Origin of the sequence: Micromonospora sp. NPDC050686, assembly GCF_040654475.1 — a bacterium.
GTDB lineage: Bacteria > Actinomycetota > Actinomycetes > Mycobacteriales > Micromonosporaceae > Micromonospora.
The window spans coordinates 40500-56001 of the sequence record NZ_JBFAID010000032.1 but is presented as its reverse complement, the minus strand read 5'-3'; the positions used below and the strand labels follow the sequence as shown (position 1 = coordinate 56001).

General features: G+C 71.6%; 12 protein-coding genes and 3 pseudogenes. 8 read left to right on the top strand and 7 right to left on the bottom strand.

Translation table 11 applies throughout. The annotated features are described in order from the left end of the window. Nucleotides 1-53 precede the first annotated feature (53 nt). The 4 genes and pseudogenes from AB0H57_RS20405 to AB0H57_RS20390 form a co-directional block, all read left to right on the top strand. Nucleotides 54-506, top strand: a pseudogene (locus tag AB0H57_RS20405) (IS6 family transposase); the annotation flags it as partial. 450 nt (nt 507-956) lie between these two features. Continuing rightward, nucleotides 957-3104: a glycogen debranching N-terminal domain-containing protein gene (locus AB0H57_RS20400; RefSeq protein WP_357508624.1), complete on the top strand. Its 2148-nt coding sequence runs from the start codon at nt 957-959 to the stop codon at nt 3102-3104. Between the two features lie 470 nt (nt 3105-3574). Next, nucleotides 3575-4213 (top strand): annotated as a pseudogene (locus AB0H57_RS20395) (IS5 family transposase); the annotation flags it as partial. 261 nt (nt 4214-4474) lie between these two features. Further along, nucleotides 4475-5734 carry a hypothetical protein gene (locus AB0H57_RS20390; RefSeq protein WP_357508622.1) on the top strand — a complete coding sequence of 420 codons (1260 nt, stop codon included), beginning with the start codon at nt 4475-4477 and terminating at the stop codon, nt 5732-5734. Between the two features lie 77 nt (nt 5735-5811). On the opposite strand, the gene AB0H57_RS20385 is transcribed toward AB0H57_RS20390, so the two are convergent. The 5 genes and pseudogenes from AB0H57_RS20385 to AB0H57_RS20365 all read right to left on the bottom strand — a co-directional run bounded on the left by AB0H57_RS20385 (nt 5812) and on the right by AB0H57_RS20365 (nt 7749). Continuing rightward, on the bottom strand, nt 5812-6396 hold the full coding sequence (locus AB0H57_RS20385) for a hypothetical protein (RefSeq protein WP_357508620.1): 585 nt from the start codon (nt 6394-6396) through the stop codon (nt 5812-5814). Between the two features lie 63 nt (nt 6397-6459). Further along, on the bottom strand, nt 6460-6849 hold the full coding sequence (locus tag AB0H57_RS20380) for a dihydrofolate reductase family protein (RefSeq protein ID WP_357508618.1): 390 nt from the start codon (nt 6847-6849) through the stop codon (nt 6460-6462). Beyond that, complete coding sequence (locus tag AB0H57_RS20375; protein ID WP_357508670.1) at nt 6846-7142, bottom strand: SRPBCC domain-containing protein; 297 nt, start codon at nt 7140-7142, stop codon at nt 6846-6848. The genes AB0H57_RS20380 and AB0H57_RS20375 overlap by 4 nt, the downstream gene beginning before the upstream one ends. A 53-nt stretch (nt 7143-7195) precedes the next feature. Then, nucleotides 7196-7300: pseudogene (locus AB0H57_RS20370) on the bottom strand (SRPBCC domain-containing protein); the annotation flags it as partial. Continuing rightward, on the bottom strand, nt 7297-7749 hold the full coding sequence (locus AB0H57_RS20365; protein ID WP_357508616.1) for a hypothetical protein: 453 nt from the start codon (nt 7747-7749) through the stop codon (nt 7297-7299). The pseudogene AB0H57_RS20370 and the gene AB0H57_RS20365, both read right to left, overlap by 4 nt. Before the next feature lie 181 nt (nt 7750-7930). Between AB0H57_RS20365 and AB0H57_RS20360 the strand changes: the two genes are divergently transcribed. After that, nucleotides 7931-8821 (top strand): low temperature requirement protein A, encoded by an 891-nt coding sequence (locus AB0H57_RS20360; RefSeq protein WP_357508614.1) that lies wholly within the window; start codon nt 7931-7933, stop codon nt 8819-8821. After that, nucleotides 8739-9791, top strand: a complete 1053-nt coding sequence (locus AB0H57_RS20355; protein WP_357508612.1) for an FAD-dependent oxidoreductase — start codon at nt 8739-8741, stop codon at nt 9789-9791. Before AB0H57_RS20360 ends, AB0H57_RS20355 begins: the two co-directional genes overlap by 83 nt. 453 nt (nt 9792-10244) lie before the next feature. On the opposite strand, the gene AB0H57_RS20350 is transcribed toward AB0H57_RS20355, so the two are convergent. Next, the gene (locus AB0H57_RS20350; RefSeq protein ID WP_357508610.1) at nt 10245-10913 is read right to left on the bottom strand and encodes a response regulator transcription factor; all 669 of its coding nucleotides are present in this window, start codon (nt 10911-10913) and stop codon (nt 10245-10247) included. Beyond that, on the bottom strand, nt 10910-12067 hold the full coding sequence (locus AB0H57_RS20345) for a sensor histidine kinase (protein ID WP_357508608.1): 1158 nt from the start codon (nt 12065-12067) through the stop codon (nt 10910-10912). Before AB0H57_RS20345 ends, AB0H57_RS20350 begins: the two co-directional genes overlap by 4 nt. A 168-nt stretch (nt 12068-12235) precedes the next feature. Between AB0H57_RS20345 and AB0H57_RS20340 the strand changes: the two genes are divergently transcribed. Next, nucleotides 12236-13000 (top strand): ABC transporter ATP-binding protein, encoded by a 765-nt coding sequence (locus AB0H57_RS20340; RefSeq protein ID WP_357508606.1) that lies wholly within the window; start codon nt 12236-12238, stop codon nt 12998-13000. Further along, nucleotides 12994-15423 carry an FtsX-like permease family protein gene (locus AB0H57_RS20335; protein ID WP_357508604.1) on the top strand — a complete coding sequence of 810 codons (2430 nt, stop codon included), beginning with the start codon at nt 12994-12996 and terminating at the stop codon, nt 15421-15423. Before AB0H57_RS20340 ends, AB0H57_RS20335 begins: the two co-directional genes overlap by 7 nt. Nucleotides 15424-15502 lie beyond the last annotated feature (79 nt).

Sequence of the window (15502 nt, the reverse complement as noted above, 5' to 3'; positions counted from 1 at the left end):
TTGGCAAGATCGAGGCAGGCTTGAGCAGTGAAGTCACCCGCTCACGCCCGTGGTTGCCTCCGACGTCGGCGTTCGCCGGGTTCTGGTTCCCGACCGAGGTGATCGCGGTCGCGGTGCGCTGGTATCTGCGCTTCAACCTCTCGTATCGCGACGTTGAGGAACTGCTGGTCGAACGTGGGGTAGAGGTCGATCACGTCACCGTCTACCGCTGGGTGCAGCGGTTCACGCCGCTGCTGGCCGACGCCGCCCGATTCTGCCGGCACTTGCCAGGCGACAGGTGGTTCGTGGACGAGACGTACGTCAAGGTCAACGGCGTGTGGCGGTACGTGTACCGGGCGGTCGACCAGTACGGGCACGTTATCGACGTGCTCGTCTCGGCACGTCGCGACGCCGACGCGGCCCGACGGTTCTTCCGACGAGCGCTGTCGACATTGAAGGTGACACCCGCAGAGGTGGTCACCGACGCCGCCGCGGTCTACCCTGCCGTGGTCGACGAGCTGATCCCGTCCGTGTGGCACCAGTACGCACCCTGACCACCGGCACCACCGTGAGCGGTGTCCGTCATGCTGCCGGCCCAGCAAGATCACGGGCCGGCTTGCGGGAGCGGCTCAACCTGGACCGCAGCGGGTGGTAACCGAATCGCGCAGCGGTCGGCGTGACGGGCGGCGATTCTGGTACGTCGCCCAAGCTCACACCGGCGCCGAGCATGGTGGTGACGAGGTCCGCGCCACAGGCTTCGGCGATCCGCAGCCCGCGGAGAGCGAATTCCCGCCACCGGCTCCGGGCGTCATGGTCGAACGCGCCGGAGCGACCAGCTGCTCATCCTGCTCACGCTGCTGGCGGTCGAGGCGGGGGCGATCACGGTGGCCCTGGAACTGCTCGTCCGCGATCGGGCCCGCACGACGTCCTGGGCCGCCAGGGGTGTGCCGGGACGATGAAGGGGTATCTGCGGCCCGATGACCAGGGTCCGCAGCCTGCGCGTTCGACCCGACCTGCTCTACGTGGCGAGCGGGTGGAGCACCCTGGTCACCGACGTGCGCGGCCGGATCAGCGGCACCGATCCGCAGGGCTTCTTCGCCCGCAACACCCGGGTGCTCAGCCGAGAACGGATCACCGTCGACGGCCGGGAGCCGGTCCCGTTCGCCACCGGGAACGTACGGGGACACGCCCAGCTCTCGTACGCGGAGCTGGGCAACGGGGAGGTACTGCCGTCACGAGCGGCGTACCTGCTGACCGAGCGGTTTGTCGGAGCGGGACTGCGGACCCGGTTCACCGTGGTCAGCTACGCCGCCCGGCCACTGGAGTTCGCGCTGCAGATTGGGGTCGCGGCGGACTTCGCCGACACCAGCGAGGCGGAGACGGGCCGACGGTTACAGGTCGGCGAGGTCGGCACCCAGTGGGATCCGGAGGCGGGGGAACTGCGCCTGGACTACCTGCGCGACGGCCTCGACCGGGCGGTCGCGGTCGTAATCCGGGCCGACACCCCCGTAACGTACGACGACGGGTCGTTCCGCGTCGAGGTGGCGGTGCCGCCGCGCGGCAGCGCCCGGGTGGAGCTGCTGGTCGAGCCGGTCTTCGACGGGGTCCGGCTGGCCGCTCCCTCGGCGACGTTCACCGAGCCGGACGACTCCGCCGCCCGGGCCCGGTCCCGGCTTATCGGCGAGCTGGCCGATTTGAGTAGCAGCAACTTCGACGTGACGGCGGCGTGGCGGTGTGCCACGCACGACTTGGCGGTGCTGCCGCTCGGCGAGCCGGCCGGCCCGGCGGCACCGATCGCCGGGTTGCCCATCTACCAGGAGATCTTCGGTCGGGACACGATGACCTCCTCATGGCAGGCGCTGCTGGCCGGTCCGACCATGCTGGCCGACAGCCTGCGGCTCATCGCCGCGCACGTGGGCGAGCGGCTGGACGACTGGCGCGACGAGCAACCGGGCAAGCCGCTGCACGAGGCCCGCCACGGGCCCGTCTCCGCGCTCGGGTTGAACCCGTTCACCAGCTACTACGGCGACTGGTCGACCGCGCCGGACTTCCTGGTCTTCCTCGGGCAGTTCCTCGCCTGGACCGGTGACCTGGACACCGTGCGGGAGTTGCTGCCGACGGCCCGGCGGGTGCTGGGCTGGATCGAGCGGTACGGCGACCCCGACGGCGACGGCTTCCTGGAGTACCACTGCCGGTCCCGGGCGGGGTTGAAGAACCAGGGCTGGAAGGACTCGGACACCGCGATCGTCGACGAGGACGGGCAGCTGGTGACCGACCCGATCGCGACCAGCGAGTTGCAGGCCTACTGGTACGCCGCCCTGCGGCACGCCGCCGTGGTGTTCACGGTGACCGGCCATCCGGCGCGCGGCGCCGCCCTGCTGGCCCGGGCCCGGGCGCTGCGCCGCCGTTTCCATCGCGCCTACTGGCTGCCGGAGCGAGGCTGCTACGCGATGGCGCTCGGACCGGACAAGCAGCCGGTGCGCTCGACCAACTCCAACGACGGCCACCTGCTGGCCGCCGGCATCGTGCCGGCCCGGGAAGCGGCGCAGGTGGCCGACCGGCTGCTCGCACCCGACATGTTCAGCGGCTGGGGGGTGCGGACGCTGTCGGCCGACCACCCCGCGTACAACCCGTTCAGCTACCACCGAGGCAGTGTCTGGCCGGTGGAGGCCGGCACGATCGGCCTGGGGTTGGCCCGGTACGGCTGCTGGGCGCACCTGCACCGACTGGCCGAGGGGATGTTCGCCGCGACGGCACTGTTCGAGGAACACCGGCTGCCCGAGGTGCTCAGCGGGCTGCCCCGCGACCCGGCCCACCCCCACCCCGGCGTATACCCGAACTCCTGCTCCCCGCAGGCCTGGTCGGCCAGCGCGATCGTCGCACTGGTCCAGGCCCTGCTAGGGCTGCGCCCGGTCGCGCCGCTGCGCACGATCCTCGTGGATCCACACCTGCCCGAGTGGCTGCCGGATCTGCGGCTGGAGGGCGTACGCATCGGGCACGCCACGGTCGACCTGTCGGTGCGGCGCCGGCGCGGCGGGCGTACCTCGATAACGGTGCGCGGCGACCGGCTGGCGGTGATCCGCCGGGCCCCGCGCCAGGCGATCTCCGAGCACGGGAGCGGGTGACGGGCGGCCGGTGCAGCAGCTCGCCCGCACCGACCTCGGCGTCTTCGCCGCGCAGGTACTTCTCAACCCCGCCCCCTACGTCGGGCGACGTATCGAGCTCGCCAGCGATGCCCCTACGCCCGCCTAGATGGCGGCCGCGCTGGTTTGGATCCGTTCCGTGAACGCTCCCGGCTAAGTGAGCGTCCGGGAACTCGGCAGGGCGCATGGTCACAAGGCGATGAAGCGCGGCGTGTAGTGGATCGGTGTGAAGCGAGCTCCTGGTAGATCGGCGGTTGTCTAGGCCATCCGTTCACCAGGAGCTCGTTGTGTCATTGTCGCCTGCGTGTGTCTGTGTGTCATGTCCAGCCCATCCGGCAGGCATATCAGCACCGCCGACTTGCGGGTTCTCCCGTCCTCCTCGCTGACCGACGCCCAGTGGGCGATCATCGAGCCGTTGCTGCCCGCGCCGGGCAACACCGCGGGGTGGGGCGGGCGGGCGGCCGGAGAAACATCCCCGCCGCCTCGTCCTGGACGCGATCTTCTACCTGGCGAGGGGCGGGATCGCGTGGCGGCCACTGCCGGTCGGGTTCCCGCCGCCGACCACCGTCTACGACCGGTTCCGCGTCTGGGTCAAGCCCGGCGTGTGGCAGGCCATCCATGACGCGCTACGCGACCTGGTCCGCGTGTATGAGGGCCGCGACCCGCAAGACCGCCGCGATCATCGACTCCCAGTCAGTGCGCGGCGCGCGGACACCGTGCCCCGCACCAGCCGCGGCTACGACGCCGGCAAGAAGATCAACGGAACGAAACGGCACCTCGCTGTGGACACCGGCGGCCTGCTGCTGGCCGTGATCGTCACGATGGCCGGACTGCAAGACCGCGACGCCGCCCACCGACTACTGGCCGGACTCCGCGAACGCTTCACCACCATCACCCTGGTCTGGGCTGACGCCGGATACACCGGGGCTCCTCGTCTGGGCCCGCAACGTCCTGCACCTGACCGTCCAGATCGTCAAACGCACCGAGCCGGGCTTCGTCGTCCTGCCTCGCCGGTGGGTGATAGAGAGAACGTTCGCCTGGATCAGCAAGCATCGCCGCTGCGTACGCGACTACGAGACCAAACCCATTAGGGCTACCAGCCTCCCTGGCGGGGACCAGGTCGTTCGTCCGGTAGTGCGCTCCACCTGGTCCCCCGCCAGGGAGGCTGGACGGTCTGGCGACTGCCCGACGAGGAGATCCGCTCATGCCTGGCGCACCAATGATTGCCCGTGTCAACGCTGGCCGAAAATTTTCGGCCAGCGTTGACAAACCTGATCGAATCGCTCGGTGGGTGGCCGGGCTCCCCCGGCAGGGGGAGCCCGGCCCGACCAGATCCTTCTAACGTGCCTGCCATGGCCACCCAGAACGACGACGCCTGTGCGGTAAAGCCACCACGAGGACCAGCTGCGGCGACGGGCATGCTCACGCTCCTCGTCGCCGGCGTGGGCGCGCTGTGGCTCGGCCGCCCGTCGATTTATCCATTCGGCTCCGCCGACAAGGTCACGGTATCGGTCACCCACCTGATCGAGCATCGGCTCGCAGGCGTGATGCTGCTGGCGGCCGCGGCCTTGGGGCTGGTCGCCACCGCGTTCGCGGCTCGCCGGTGCGCCCGGGGCACCTCCCTGCGGATCGCTGGCGCGATCGCCGTCGCCGAGACCCTGTTCTTTGGCCTGGTGATGGCCGACATCACGCTGATGGTGGGGCTTGCCTATAGCCTTACGCTGACCAGTCCGCTGATCGTGCTTACCGCCGTGGCCGTGGCCTGCGTTCGCCGCCAGCGGATCGGGTACCTGGCCGCCGGGGTGGTGCTGGCATTGGCCACCGTCGGGGTGGCGACCGGCTTCCTCACTGTCGGCTCAGTATCACGGTTCGCCCGCAACGTGGGGCACAGCTTTGCGAGCTACGACCTGCGGCTGCTGTGGGGTATTGGGATGTCGGCCATCGCCGCCGGCTGGGCGTTCCTGACCTACCGGCTGCTGCACCAGTCGATGCTGCTGCGCGGTGGCGGTCAACTTCCGGCCTGGACGACCCCCGGAGGTGCCCGCCGGTGGGGGAGATTCGTCACGATCGCGGCGGCGCTGTGCCCGCTGACGTACGGCCTGCTCCGGCTGACCTGGCTGACGCCATGGCCGGTTGGCCTGATGGGCAGCGAGGACAATCCAGCGACCCGAATGCAGGGTGCGGGGCTCGGGGTGGCTGCGGTTGGCGGCACGGTGCTCACCCTTGGCCTGATCGCCGGGTGGGGCGAGCGGTTCCCGCGTTGGCTGCCGATGGTGGGCGGTCGTCCCGTGCCGCCGCGGGTGGCAGTGATCCCGGGTGGCGTGGTCGCCGCCGCGGCGTGCGTTGCCGCGCCGGGCTTCGTCCTGCACGGGCTGGAGAGCGATGGTATGGGCGTCGGCATGCTGCTGGCTCTGCTGATCTTTCCGTTCCCGGTCTGGGGTCCGTTGCTGGCCGCCGCCGTGCTGGCGTACCGGCTGCGCCGCGCGTCGGGAAAGGTCAGCGGCGCCACCGCGGCGGCGGTTGATGGCCCCCGCCGCTCGACCGCCGAGCCGACATCGCGCGTCGCGGACGCCGGCATTGCCCTGCGGAGCCTGCAAGTCCCCCCGGCCTAACGCTGCCGCGCGTAGTCACCCCCGGGAGCCTGAAAAGTGAGCAGGTTGCGACGTCTACAGATACGGCAACCCGCGGATCAGGAGGTTCCCGCCGAGAGTCGCCGCAGCCGGCGGTTCCACCACCCGGGGCGGGCCAGCGCCTGCCGGCGCAGCCGCTGGTGCTCCCAGTGCTGGAACGCGACGAGTGCCGGGGCGAGGCCGAGCATGGCCAGCGGCAGGTACCGGCGGGCGGTGCGGTTCTCCCGGGCGATGGCGAGCAGGCCGGCGGCTCCGGAGAGGTAGAGGATCGGGTTGTAGTAGCGCATCAACTCCGGCCCCAGCCCCTCACAATCCTCCAGCCAGGGCAGACCCGTCCTGGTGCGACGAGTCGGCCAGCCGAGCAGATGAGCCGACACCGCGGCGATCCCGAAGCCGTTCGCCGCCGCCAGCAGCGGGTCGGCGGACTCGTCGCCGGTGCTGGCGGCCAGGACGCCGCCGGTCACCAGGGTCCAGAAACCCGCGGCGGCGTACGGGCCGATCACCGACGCGAGTGGCATGCCGACGCCGGCCCCCAGCTCGAACGCCACGTGACCCGCGAGGCTGACCACGGTCAGGCGGGTCAGCGGTCGGCGCCCTGCGGGCTGCCCGCCGGCCGCCGGTCTCGTCAGCCACGATGCCGTCATCGTGTGCCCGACTTTACGTGACCTATGCCATTCCTCCCCAAAAATCCGCGAAGCGGAGGCGACCTACCGGGCCAGCAGCTGATACGCGGAGGCACCGGCTGGCACCGCCTTCTCCGCGTCCCCGTCGAGCAGGGTGGAGTGTGCCCAGCTCATCGGCTCGGTGAGGGTCGTGGAGACCACGTACTTCGGCTTGTTGTTGAGCGGGTCGGCGACCACCCGCTCGGGGCCGGTGACGTGCGGCCACAGCGCGGCGAACCGGTCGTAGGTCATCCGACCGAAGAGAAACGCCGAGGCGGCGTTCAGTTGGTCGACCACCCACTGCCGGGAGGTGTCGTCGAACCAGCGCAGGTGCCAGCCGCCGTGCGCGAAGCCGCCGCTGCGGTCCTCGTCGGGCGCGCCGGGCACCTGCACCACCCCGTCCAGGCTCATCCACTCGACCACCACCAGCTTCATGCCGCCACCTCCGCGAGCTTGTCCAGCGCCGACTCCCAGCCGCCCCGGACGTTGTCGGCGACCTGCGGCAGCGCCGCCGCCAGCTCGTCGAGCCGTTCGTGTACGAGGGTGAGCGCCGTCCCGCCCGCCGGCGTGTCGTCGAGGGTGACGGTCAGCAGCGAGTCGTAGCGGGGGTCGGTGTCGCGCTGCGGGCCGACGAAGCCCCAGCGCCAGACGATGCGCCGGTCCTGCTCCAGCTCGACGATCTCGCAGTCGAAGCCGCCGACGTCGGCGGCCGCGTCGGCGTGCCAGATCCGGTACCGCCGCCGACCCGGGGCTCGACCTCGGCGCGGGGCACCTCGAGGCCGCCGGGTGCCATCCAGCGGCGCAGCAGGTCCGGCTCGAGCCAGGCCCGGTAGACCTTGTCGGGTGGGGCGGGAATCTCGCGGTGCAGCCGTACGGCGGTGCTCATGACGCGCTCCCTTCATCGGTGAACAGGGCCTCGAGGGCGTCGAGCCGTTCGGCCCAGTGGCGCTGGTAGATGCCGCAGTGGACCGAGATCGGATCGGCGAGCAGTCCCGCTACGAGGTCGGGCGGCGGCACCGGATGCGGCAGCCGCGCGTAGTAGGTCGAGCAGGCAGCCGCGCGGACCTCGTCGACGGGGTCGGTGAGCAGGAGCCGTCGGACCGCCTCGGGGGCCTGCGTCCACCACCGCGCGAGCGTGGCCCGGACCTTCGGGTCAGGGTCCCTGGCGAGCCGGGCGAGCAGATCGGCCGGTACGTTGTCGCGATCGGCGAGGTGTTCGCGCACCTGTGTGTTCGGATCGTCGATGAGTCGCTCGTACAACTCGCGGGATGCGTCATGGGCGCCCACGGCCAGGGCAGCTCGGATGGCGGGATCGGTGTGGGCGGCCAGCCGCATCCGGACGGCGTGCGGCAACTGGCGGTTGAGTGCGCGCGAGTGCAGTAGCCAGCGGTGGCCCGAGGCGAGGATCCCTCAATCATGTCCGGGGCCAGGGGCGGCCTCCTGCGAGGACGTAGCCGGATCGGTTCGGACGTGACCGGACCGCACCAGATTCCGCCACTCGTTGCAAGCCTGGCTCGTGTCGGCGCTGTACCGCCGTCAGCACCTTGTTCGGGAAACAGCCGAATCGGCGCACAGAAGGAAGTGGTCCGGCGAGCATGGGCGGGTGGGGCGAACATCGGAGTCGGCGCAGGCACGGGACATCCTGCGCGGTGAGGAGGAGTCCCGGCAGGCCAACTTCCTGGAACTCTTCTTCGACCTGGTGCTGGTCTTCGCCCTGATCGGCGTGGTCAGCCGGGTGGTGCCGGACCTGCTCTCCGACGACGTGCGCCTACGCTGGCTGTCGCTGCTGTACACGGTCGTTCTGGCCCTGCCGCTGCTCTGGCTATGGACAACCACCGCGTACATCACCAGCCGGTTCAGTTCACGCTGCGGGCGTATTCAGGTGATGGTCCTGGTCAGCGCGTTCGGCCTGCTGACTATGTCGACGTCCCTGCCCTACGCGTTCGTCACGCACGGCGGCACCTTCGCCGTGCCATACGTGTTGCTTCAGGTCGGACGACCGCTGCTGCTCCTGCCGCTGTTGCGGGAGCACAAGGCGATACGGGCCCTCTACACGCGTCTGGCTATCGGGTTCACAGCGTCCGGCGTGGTCTGGCTCACCGGGGCGGTAGTGTATGGACCCTACCGGGTGGCGCTGTGGTCGGTGGCCATCACCATGGACCTGGTCGTGGCACGGTTCAACTGGACCATACCCGGCAAAGGTCGACGGCCCACCAGCGCGTGGGCGATGACCAGTACCAGGCACCTGCCCGAGCGGTACCTGGGCGGTGTGAGATCCATCGCCCGTGGGAAGGCCCGGGTGAGCCTGAGACGTTGTCCGGCATATGCCGGAGACGGATGTGGTGGTTATCGGCGCCGGACAGGCGGGGCTGTCCAGCGGGTACCACCTGCGCTCCTCCGGTCTTGACTTTGCCGTCCTGGACGCCAACCCGGCACCCGGCGGGGCCTGGCAGCACCGGTGGCCGACGCTGCGCATGGCGACCGTGCACGGGATCTTCGATCTACCCGGCATGCGCTTCACGCCTCCGTCGCCGGACGAACCAGCCGCCGACGCGGTGCCGGCCTATTTCGCCGCCTTCGAGAAGGAATTCGGCATCCACGTGCAGCGGCCAGTCGCCGTCTCGGCCGTCCGGAACGCCCGTGACGGACGACTCCTCGTCGAATCCGGCAACAGCACCTGGACCACCCGGGCACTGATCAACGCAACTGGATCGTGGACCAGACCGTTCGTGCCGTACTACCCGGGACAGGAAACGTTCCACGGGCGGCAGCTGCACACCGCCCACTACCGGGGGCCGGCGGAATTCGCTGGGAAGCGGGTGGTCGTCGTCGGGGGCGGAACGTCGGCCGTGCAGCTCCTGGTCGAGATCGCCGACGTCGCGGCGACGACGACCTGGGTCACCCGCCGGCCGCCGGTGTTCCGGGACGGGCCGTTCACGCCGGACTACGGACGCGAGGTGGTCGCCAAGGTGGAGGCACGGGTACGGGCCGGCCTGCCCCCGGGAAGCATCGCCAGCGCGACCGAGCTGTCGTGGACACCGCAGCTGCTCGAAGCCCGGGAACGCGGTCTCCTCCTACGCCAGCCGATGTTCGACCGGGTCGTCCCCGACGGCGTCCAGTGGCGCGACGGCGCGGCACAGGACGTGGACGTCATCCTCTGGGGCACCGGCTTCCGGCCGGCACTCGACCACCTGGCCCCGCTGCGGCTGCGGGGGCCCCGCGGCGGCATCGTCGTGGACGGCACCCGGGTGGTCGCCGACCCCCGGATCCACCTGGTCGGCTACGGACCGTCCGCGAGCACAGTCGGCGCGAACCGCGCCGGGCGGGCAGCGGTCCGCGAGCTGCGCGCGCTTCTGGCGGCGCCCGCCCCGGTCTGACCGCTCGGCGACGGTGGATCCGTCAAGGGCAGGTGCGGCTGGGTGACGGACAGGACCTGCGCGCGTTCGGGCAGGCGCCAGACCAGCCCGTCAGCGCCCCGGACTCGTACTGAGCCGGGCCACCCGGGCGGGGGTCGGCCAGCACGTGGTACGCCTGGCGAGCCGTTGTTCGTATCGGAGTGCTCGCGGGCAGTGAGAGAGGCGTCCTGCCCGTTGACACCGCAGTGGCGGGGTGCGGTGGGGCGTGGACGGGCCCCGACGTCCCCGAAAACCCTGGCGTGACGCTGACAAGCAGTCACAAGAAGAGATCAGCGCCTGCCGGTGTCTGTCCAGCTCAACCCAACTCTCCAACGTTAGGAGTTCTTAAGATCAGCAGAAGGACAATCGCCCTGCTGTCGGACGCTGGATCGGTACTGGCCTGAGTCATAAGCTCTTTTCGAAGGGGTGATCCGCTCAGCGAAGGCCGCCCGGCCCGACCAGGCCCGTTTCGTAGGCGACGATGACCAGTTGCGCCCGATCACGTACCGTCAGCTTGGTCAACAACCGCCCGACGTGCGTCTTCACGGTGGCCAGGCTGAGGTTGAGGTGCCCGGCCAACTCCGCGTTGGACAGGCCCCGGCCGATCAGCGTGAGCACCTCCCGTTCCCGCTCGGTCACCCCCTCCAGCCGCCGCGGCAGCGGCCGGGCCGGCTCCGGCCGACGCGCGAACTCGTCGATCAGCCGGCGGGTCACCGTCGGCGCGAGCAGCCCTTCACCGGCGGCTACCACCCGGATTCCGGCCAGCAGGTCCGTCGGCGGCGTGTCCTTGAGCAGGAACCCGCTGGCTCCGGCGCGCAGTGCCCCGTAGACGTACTCGTCCAGGTCGAACGTGGTCAGGATGACGACCCGGGTGCCGGCTGTCGCGGGGTCGGCGCAGATCCGTCGGGTCGCCTCGATGCCGTCCATCTCTGGCATCCGTACGTCCATCAGAACCACGTCCGGCCGGTGCTCCGCCGTCAGCGCCACGGCCTCCACACCGGTGCCCGCCTCACCAACCGCGGCGAGATCCGGAGTCGAATCGACCAACAGCCGGAAACTGCCGCGCAGCAGCGCCTGGTCGTCGGCGATCAGCACCCGGATCACGCGGCCACCCGGTAGGGCAGGCTGGCTGTCACCGCGTAGCCGCCGTCGGAGCGTGGCCCAGCGTGGAACTCGCCCCCGTGCAGCGTCACCCGCTCCCGCATGCCAATCAGCCCGTGTCCCTCCCCGCCGGCCAGGACCGGACGGCGGCCGTCGTCGGTCACCTCGACCCTGACCTCGCGCGGCGTGACGGTCACCGTCGCCCGGCAGGCGGCCGGCGTCGCGTGCTTCACCACGTTGGTCACCGCCTCCTGTACGATCCGGTACACCGCAAGGCCCACCGACTCCGGCACCGCTACGGCCGGATCCTCCCGCCGTACGTCGAGCCGTACCTCGACACCGCCGATCGCCGCCTGCTGGGCGAGCACCGGCAGTTCGTCCAGCCCGGGCGTCGGGGCGTACGGGGTGCCCTCGCGCAGTGCGCCGAGCACCCGACGTACGTCGGTCAGCGCGTTGCGGCCGGTCTCCTCGATCACCCGCAGGGCGGCCCCCGCCTCGCGCGGGTCGACCTCGGCGACGTGGTTGGCGACGGCCGCCTTCACCACGATGAGGCTCAGCGTGTGCGCGACCACGTCGTGCAGTTCCCGCGCCACCCGTAGCCGCTCCTCGGCGGCGGCCTGGAGGACCATGTGCTCGCCCTGACGGGCGGCGAGGGCGCGTCGCTCGCGGACCAGCCAGCCGATCATCCAGGCGGGCGTGATCATGACGGCGGCGTAGACGACCGCACCGGTCCGCGACCAGAGGTCGCTCGCGGTCAGCACCAGGGCGAGGCTCACCACCGCGAGGCAACCGGCGGCGCAGAGCAGCGACCGGCGCGTGGCCGTCGACGCGGCCATCGTGTAGAGGGACAGGCCGATGGCGAGCCCGGGCGCGGCGGCGGCATAGTTGGGAATCACACCGGTGATCAGGGCGACGGTGGCGACGGAACTGATCACGACTGTGACAGTGACCGGCCACCGTCGCCGGACGGCCAGCGGCAGCCCGAGGGCCATCCCGACGAGCACCGACACCCAGAGCGACTCGCGCACGCCCCCGTGCAGCGGCGATTCCAACGCCGCGTACGGCCCGAGCAGCCCGCCGACCGCCACGGACAGCACAGCGTCCACCGTGGCCAGTTCCGCCGGCCGCAGCCGCCGGGTCAGCAGGAGAGCGGTCATCTGTCGAAGCGTATCGGCCGGCCGGACCGGCCGCGTCCACCTGCGGTCGGTCATCCTCGGGTACGACGTCTGCCGCGTTCCGGTCCCAGGATCCCCCCAGGGGGCGGCCGGAAAGTGCCCACACCGGCACGACGCCCGGTACCTGCAGCAGCCGGCACCCTGGCGGTCATGACTGCACAGACGGTGACCCTGACAGGGCTTTGCGCGGCGTACGGCACCGGAGCCCGGCGGGTGACGGCACTCGACGGCGTGACGACCAGCTTCGCGAGCGGCACGTTCACGGCGGTGATGGGCCCGTCGGGCTCGGGTAAGTCCACCCTGCTGCACTGCGCGGCCGGGCTGGACAGGCCAGTCGAGGGGACCGTCACGATCGGCGGCACACGCCTCGACGACCTGGGCGAGGACGAGTTGACCCGGCTGCGCCGTGAGCGGATCGGCTTCGTGTTCCAGGCGTTCAACCTGGTGTCCACGCTGACCGCGGCGCAGAACGTCGAGTTGCCGTTGCGCCTGGCCGGACGCCGCCCTCCGGCCGGGGACGTCACGGCCGCGCTCAGGGCCGTGGGACTGGCCGACCGGGCCGGGCACCGTCCGAGCGAACTGTCCGGCGGCGAGCAGCAACGCGTCGCCGTGGCCCGAGCGTTGATCACCCGTCCCGCGGTCGTCTTCGCCGACGAACCGACCGGGGCACTGGACAGCGCGGCGTCCCGGCAGGTCCTTCGGCTGCTCCGGGCACTCGTCGACGACCACCGGCAGACCGTCGTGATGGTGACCCACGATGCCACCGCCGCCGCGTACGCCGACCGGGTCCTCCTGCTCGCCGACGGTCGCGTCGTGGACGAGCTGACCGGTGGGATCACCGCCGCGGCCGTCGCCGCGCGGATCGCCGAGCGGGAGACCGCCCCGGCGGAAAGCGCCGTGGAGCCGTCGTGCTGAGCATCCGGCGGTCGGCCGGTGCCTTCGTGGCCGTCGCCGTCGGCGTCACACTGGTCGCGGCGGCCACCCTGCTACTCGCCTCCGGCCGCCCGCAGGTGCCCGACCGGCTGGCGCAGGCGGCAGTCGTGGTGCAGAGCCCCGAGGTTGGTGCGCCGGCCGACTCGTTCGCGCCCACCCGGCCCTGGTCCGCCGCCAGAACGGCGGAACTCACCAGCAGACTGGCCGAAGTGCCGGGCGTTACGGCGGCCGTGCCGGACCGGACCTTCTACGCCCAGGCGCTCGTCGACGGCCGGCCCCCGGCCACCGATGCGAAGCGGGAGGACGCCCACCAGGGGCACGGCTGGTCCAGCACCCGGCTGGGTGGACTCCGTCTCACGGCGGGCGAGCAACCCCGGCAGGCCGGCGAGGTGGTCGTCGACCGAGCGCTCGGGCTGCGTCCCGGCGGGCCGGTCACCCTGCTCACGGCGGCGGGCCCGCAGCCGTACACCGTCACCGGTCTGGTCGATGCACCCGGCGTCTACGTCACGGACGAGGTCGCGGCCGTGCTCGCGCCCGGCGTCCGGGCCATCGGCCTCCTGGTCGTGCCGGGTGCCGATCCCGGGGAGGTCGCCGAGGCGGCTCGCGGTGTCGTCGGCGGCGACGGACGAGCGCTGACCGGCGACGGACGCGGCGCTCTGGAGCCTCGGGGTGACGCCCGCACCCGCTGGATCGGCATGCAGGTGCTCACCGCCACTGCGGCCCTCGCCGGCTTCGTCACGGTCTTCGTGGTCGCCTCCACCTTCGCGTTCACCGTCGCGCAGCGCCGCCGTGAGCTGGGACTGCTACGCGCCATCGGCGCCACTCCCCGCCAGGTCCGCCACATGGTCCACGCCGAGGCGCTCGTCGTCGGCGCCACGGCCGGGCTCGTCGGCCTCCTGGCCGGCGCGACGCTCGCCCCGTGGCTGGGTCGGCTGCTGGTCGACGTCGGCTTCGAGCCGGCGACCTTCCAGGTCCGGTACGAACCCTGGCCGGTCGCGGTCTCGTTCGCCGCCGGCCCGGTGATCGCGCTGCTGGCCGTCTGGTCGGCGTCGCGCCGAGCGGCACGCGTTCGCCCGCTGGAGGCGTTGCGCGAGGCGGCGGTGGAACGGCGACCGATCGGGCGGCTACGGATTGCCGCCGGGGTGCTGCTCGTCGCGATCGGGGTCGCCCTCAGCCTCGGCACCGCGACGTCCGACGAAGCCCGCGACGCCGCCACGTTCGCCCTCTACGCGGTGATGGCCCTGGTGGCCGGCGCCACCGTGCTGGCCCCGGCGGCCGTCGGCCCGGTGGTGCGGATGCTGCGTTCGCCGGTGCGTCGACCGGGTGGCGCGATCGGGATGCTGGTCCGGGCCGGGGCGTTGACCGCGACCCGGCGGACAGCGTCGATCGCCGCCCCGGTGCTGCTCACGGTCGCGTTCGCGGTGCTGGTCGCCGGAATGGTACGCACCACCACGGCCGCCTACGCGGCGGGCCGGGCCGACAACGTGAACGCCGGCTGGGTCGTCGTGCCTGACCGCGTGCCGGGCCTGTCGGACCAGGCCGTCGCGGCGACCGGGGGCACCGCCCTCCTACCGACAACGGTCTTCGAGACCGACCCGGACTCGTCGCCGGACAACCGGCCACTGAACGCACTCGGCGTGGATCCGGCGGGCTTCGCCGCCGCGAACCGGGCCCTCACCGTCGTCGCCGGCTCACTGGACGACCTGAGCGGCGACGACATGGTGGTCCTTTCCGCCTCGGCGAACCGGCAGCCGTCCGAGCCGTACGCGCTGGTCTTCGCCGATGGCGAGGTGGTGTCGCTGCGCGTCGTCGCGGTCGTCACCGACGACTCGATCCCCGGCGACCTGCTACTGCCTAGATCCGTGGTGCGGGCGCACGACCCCTCGGCGCTCACCTCCGCGGTGTACGTCCAGGACCGGATTGATCCCCCGGTCGGAGGGCGGATCGTCGACGTGGCCGGCTGGGCGGCCGAGGCGGACCGCGCCGAGGATCGTCTCGTCTGGCTGTTCACGCTGCTCTTGATCAGTGTCTCGGCCGGCTACGGGGCGGTCGCGGTGGCGAACACGCTGCTGATGGCCGCCGCCGGCCGGGCGGCCGACCTGCGGCTGATCCGGCTGACCGGAGCGACACGGAGGCAGGTCATCTGGCTGGTCACGGCCGAGTCCGCCCTGGTAGTGCTGATCGGCGCGCTGCTCGGCGGGGCTGTCGCGTTCGTCGGTCTGCTGAGCCTCCGTGCCGGCCTCGCCGAACAGGCCGGCGTACCGGTCGACCTGGTGGTGCCGTGGTCGGTGGTCGGCGGGGTGGTGGGTCTCTGCCTGCTCCTAGCGGTGCTGGCGAGCGCGTTGCCGACCTGGCGGTCACTGCGTCACCGTCCCGCGCGGTCTCCCGTCGACATCGTGGGGTGAACCCGTATATCGCCCTCCAGATGGCGGTCGGGCCGCTACCGCCCACGGACGCGATCCGTGCACCGGAATCTCGCTCTCT

Bases quoted from the DNA above. Each gene is read 5' to 3' on its own strand.
- AB0H57_RS20340 (WP_357508606.1), top strand. From the start codon at position 12,236: ATGACTGCACAGACGGTGACCCTGACAGGGCTTTGCGCGGCGTACGGC.
- AB0H57_RS20365 (WP_357508616.1), bottom strand. From the start codon at position 7,749: ATGCGGCTGGCCGCCCACACCGATCCCGCCATCCGAGCTGCCCTGGCC.
- AB0H57_RS20390 (WP_357508622.1), top strand. From the start codon at position 4,475: ATGGCCACCCAGAACGACGACGCCTGTGCGGTAAAGCCACCACGAGGA.
- AB0H57_RS20355 (WP_357508612.1), top strand. From the start codon at position 8,739: ATGCCGGAGACGGATGTGGTGGTTATCGGCGCCGGACAGGCGGGGCTG.
- AB0H57_RS20385 (WP_357508620.1), bottom strand. From the start codon at position 6,396: ATGACGGCATCGTGGCTGACGAGACCGGCGGCCGGCGGGCAGCCCGCA.
- AB0H57_RS20345 (WP_357508608.1), bottom strand. From the start codon at position 12,067: ATGACCGCTCTCCTGCTGACCCGGCGGCTGCGGCCGGCGGAACTGGCC.
- AB0H57_RS20400 (WP_357508624.1), top strand. From the start codon at position 957: ATGACCAGGGTCCGCAGCCTGCGCGTTCGACCCGACCTGCTCTACGTG.
- AB0H57_RS20380 (WP_357508618.1), bottom strand. From the start codon at position 6,849: ATGAAGCTGGTGGTGGTCGAGTGGATGAGCCTGGACGGGGTGGTGCAG.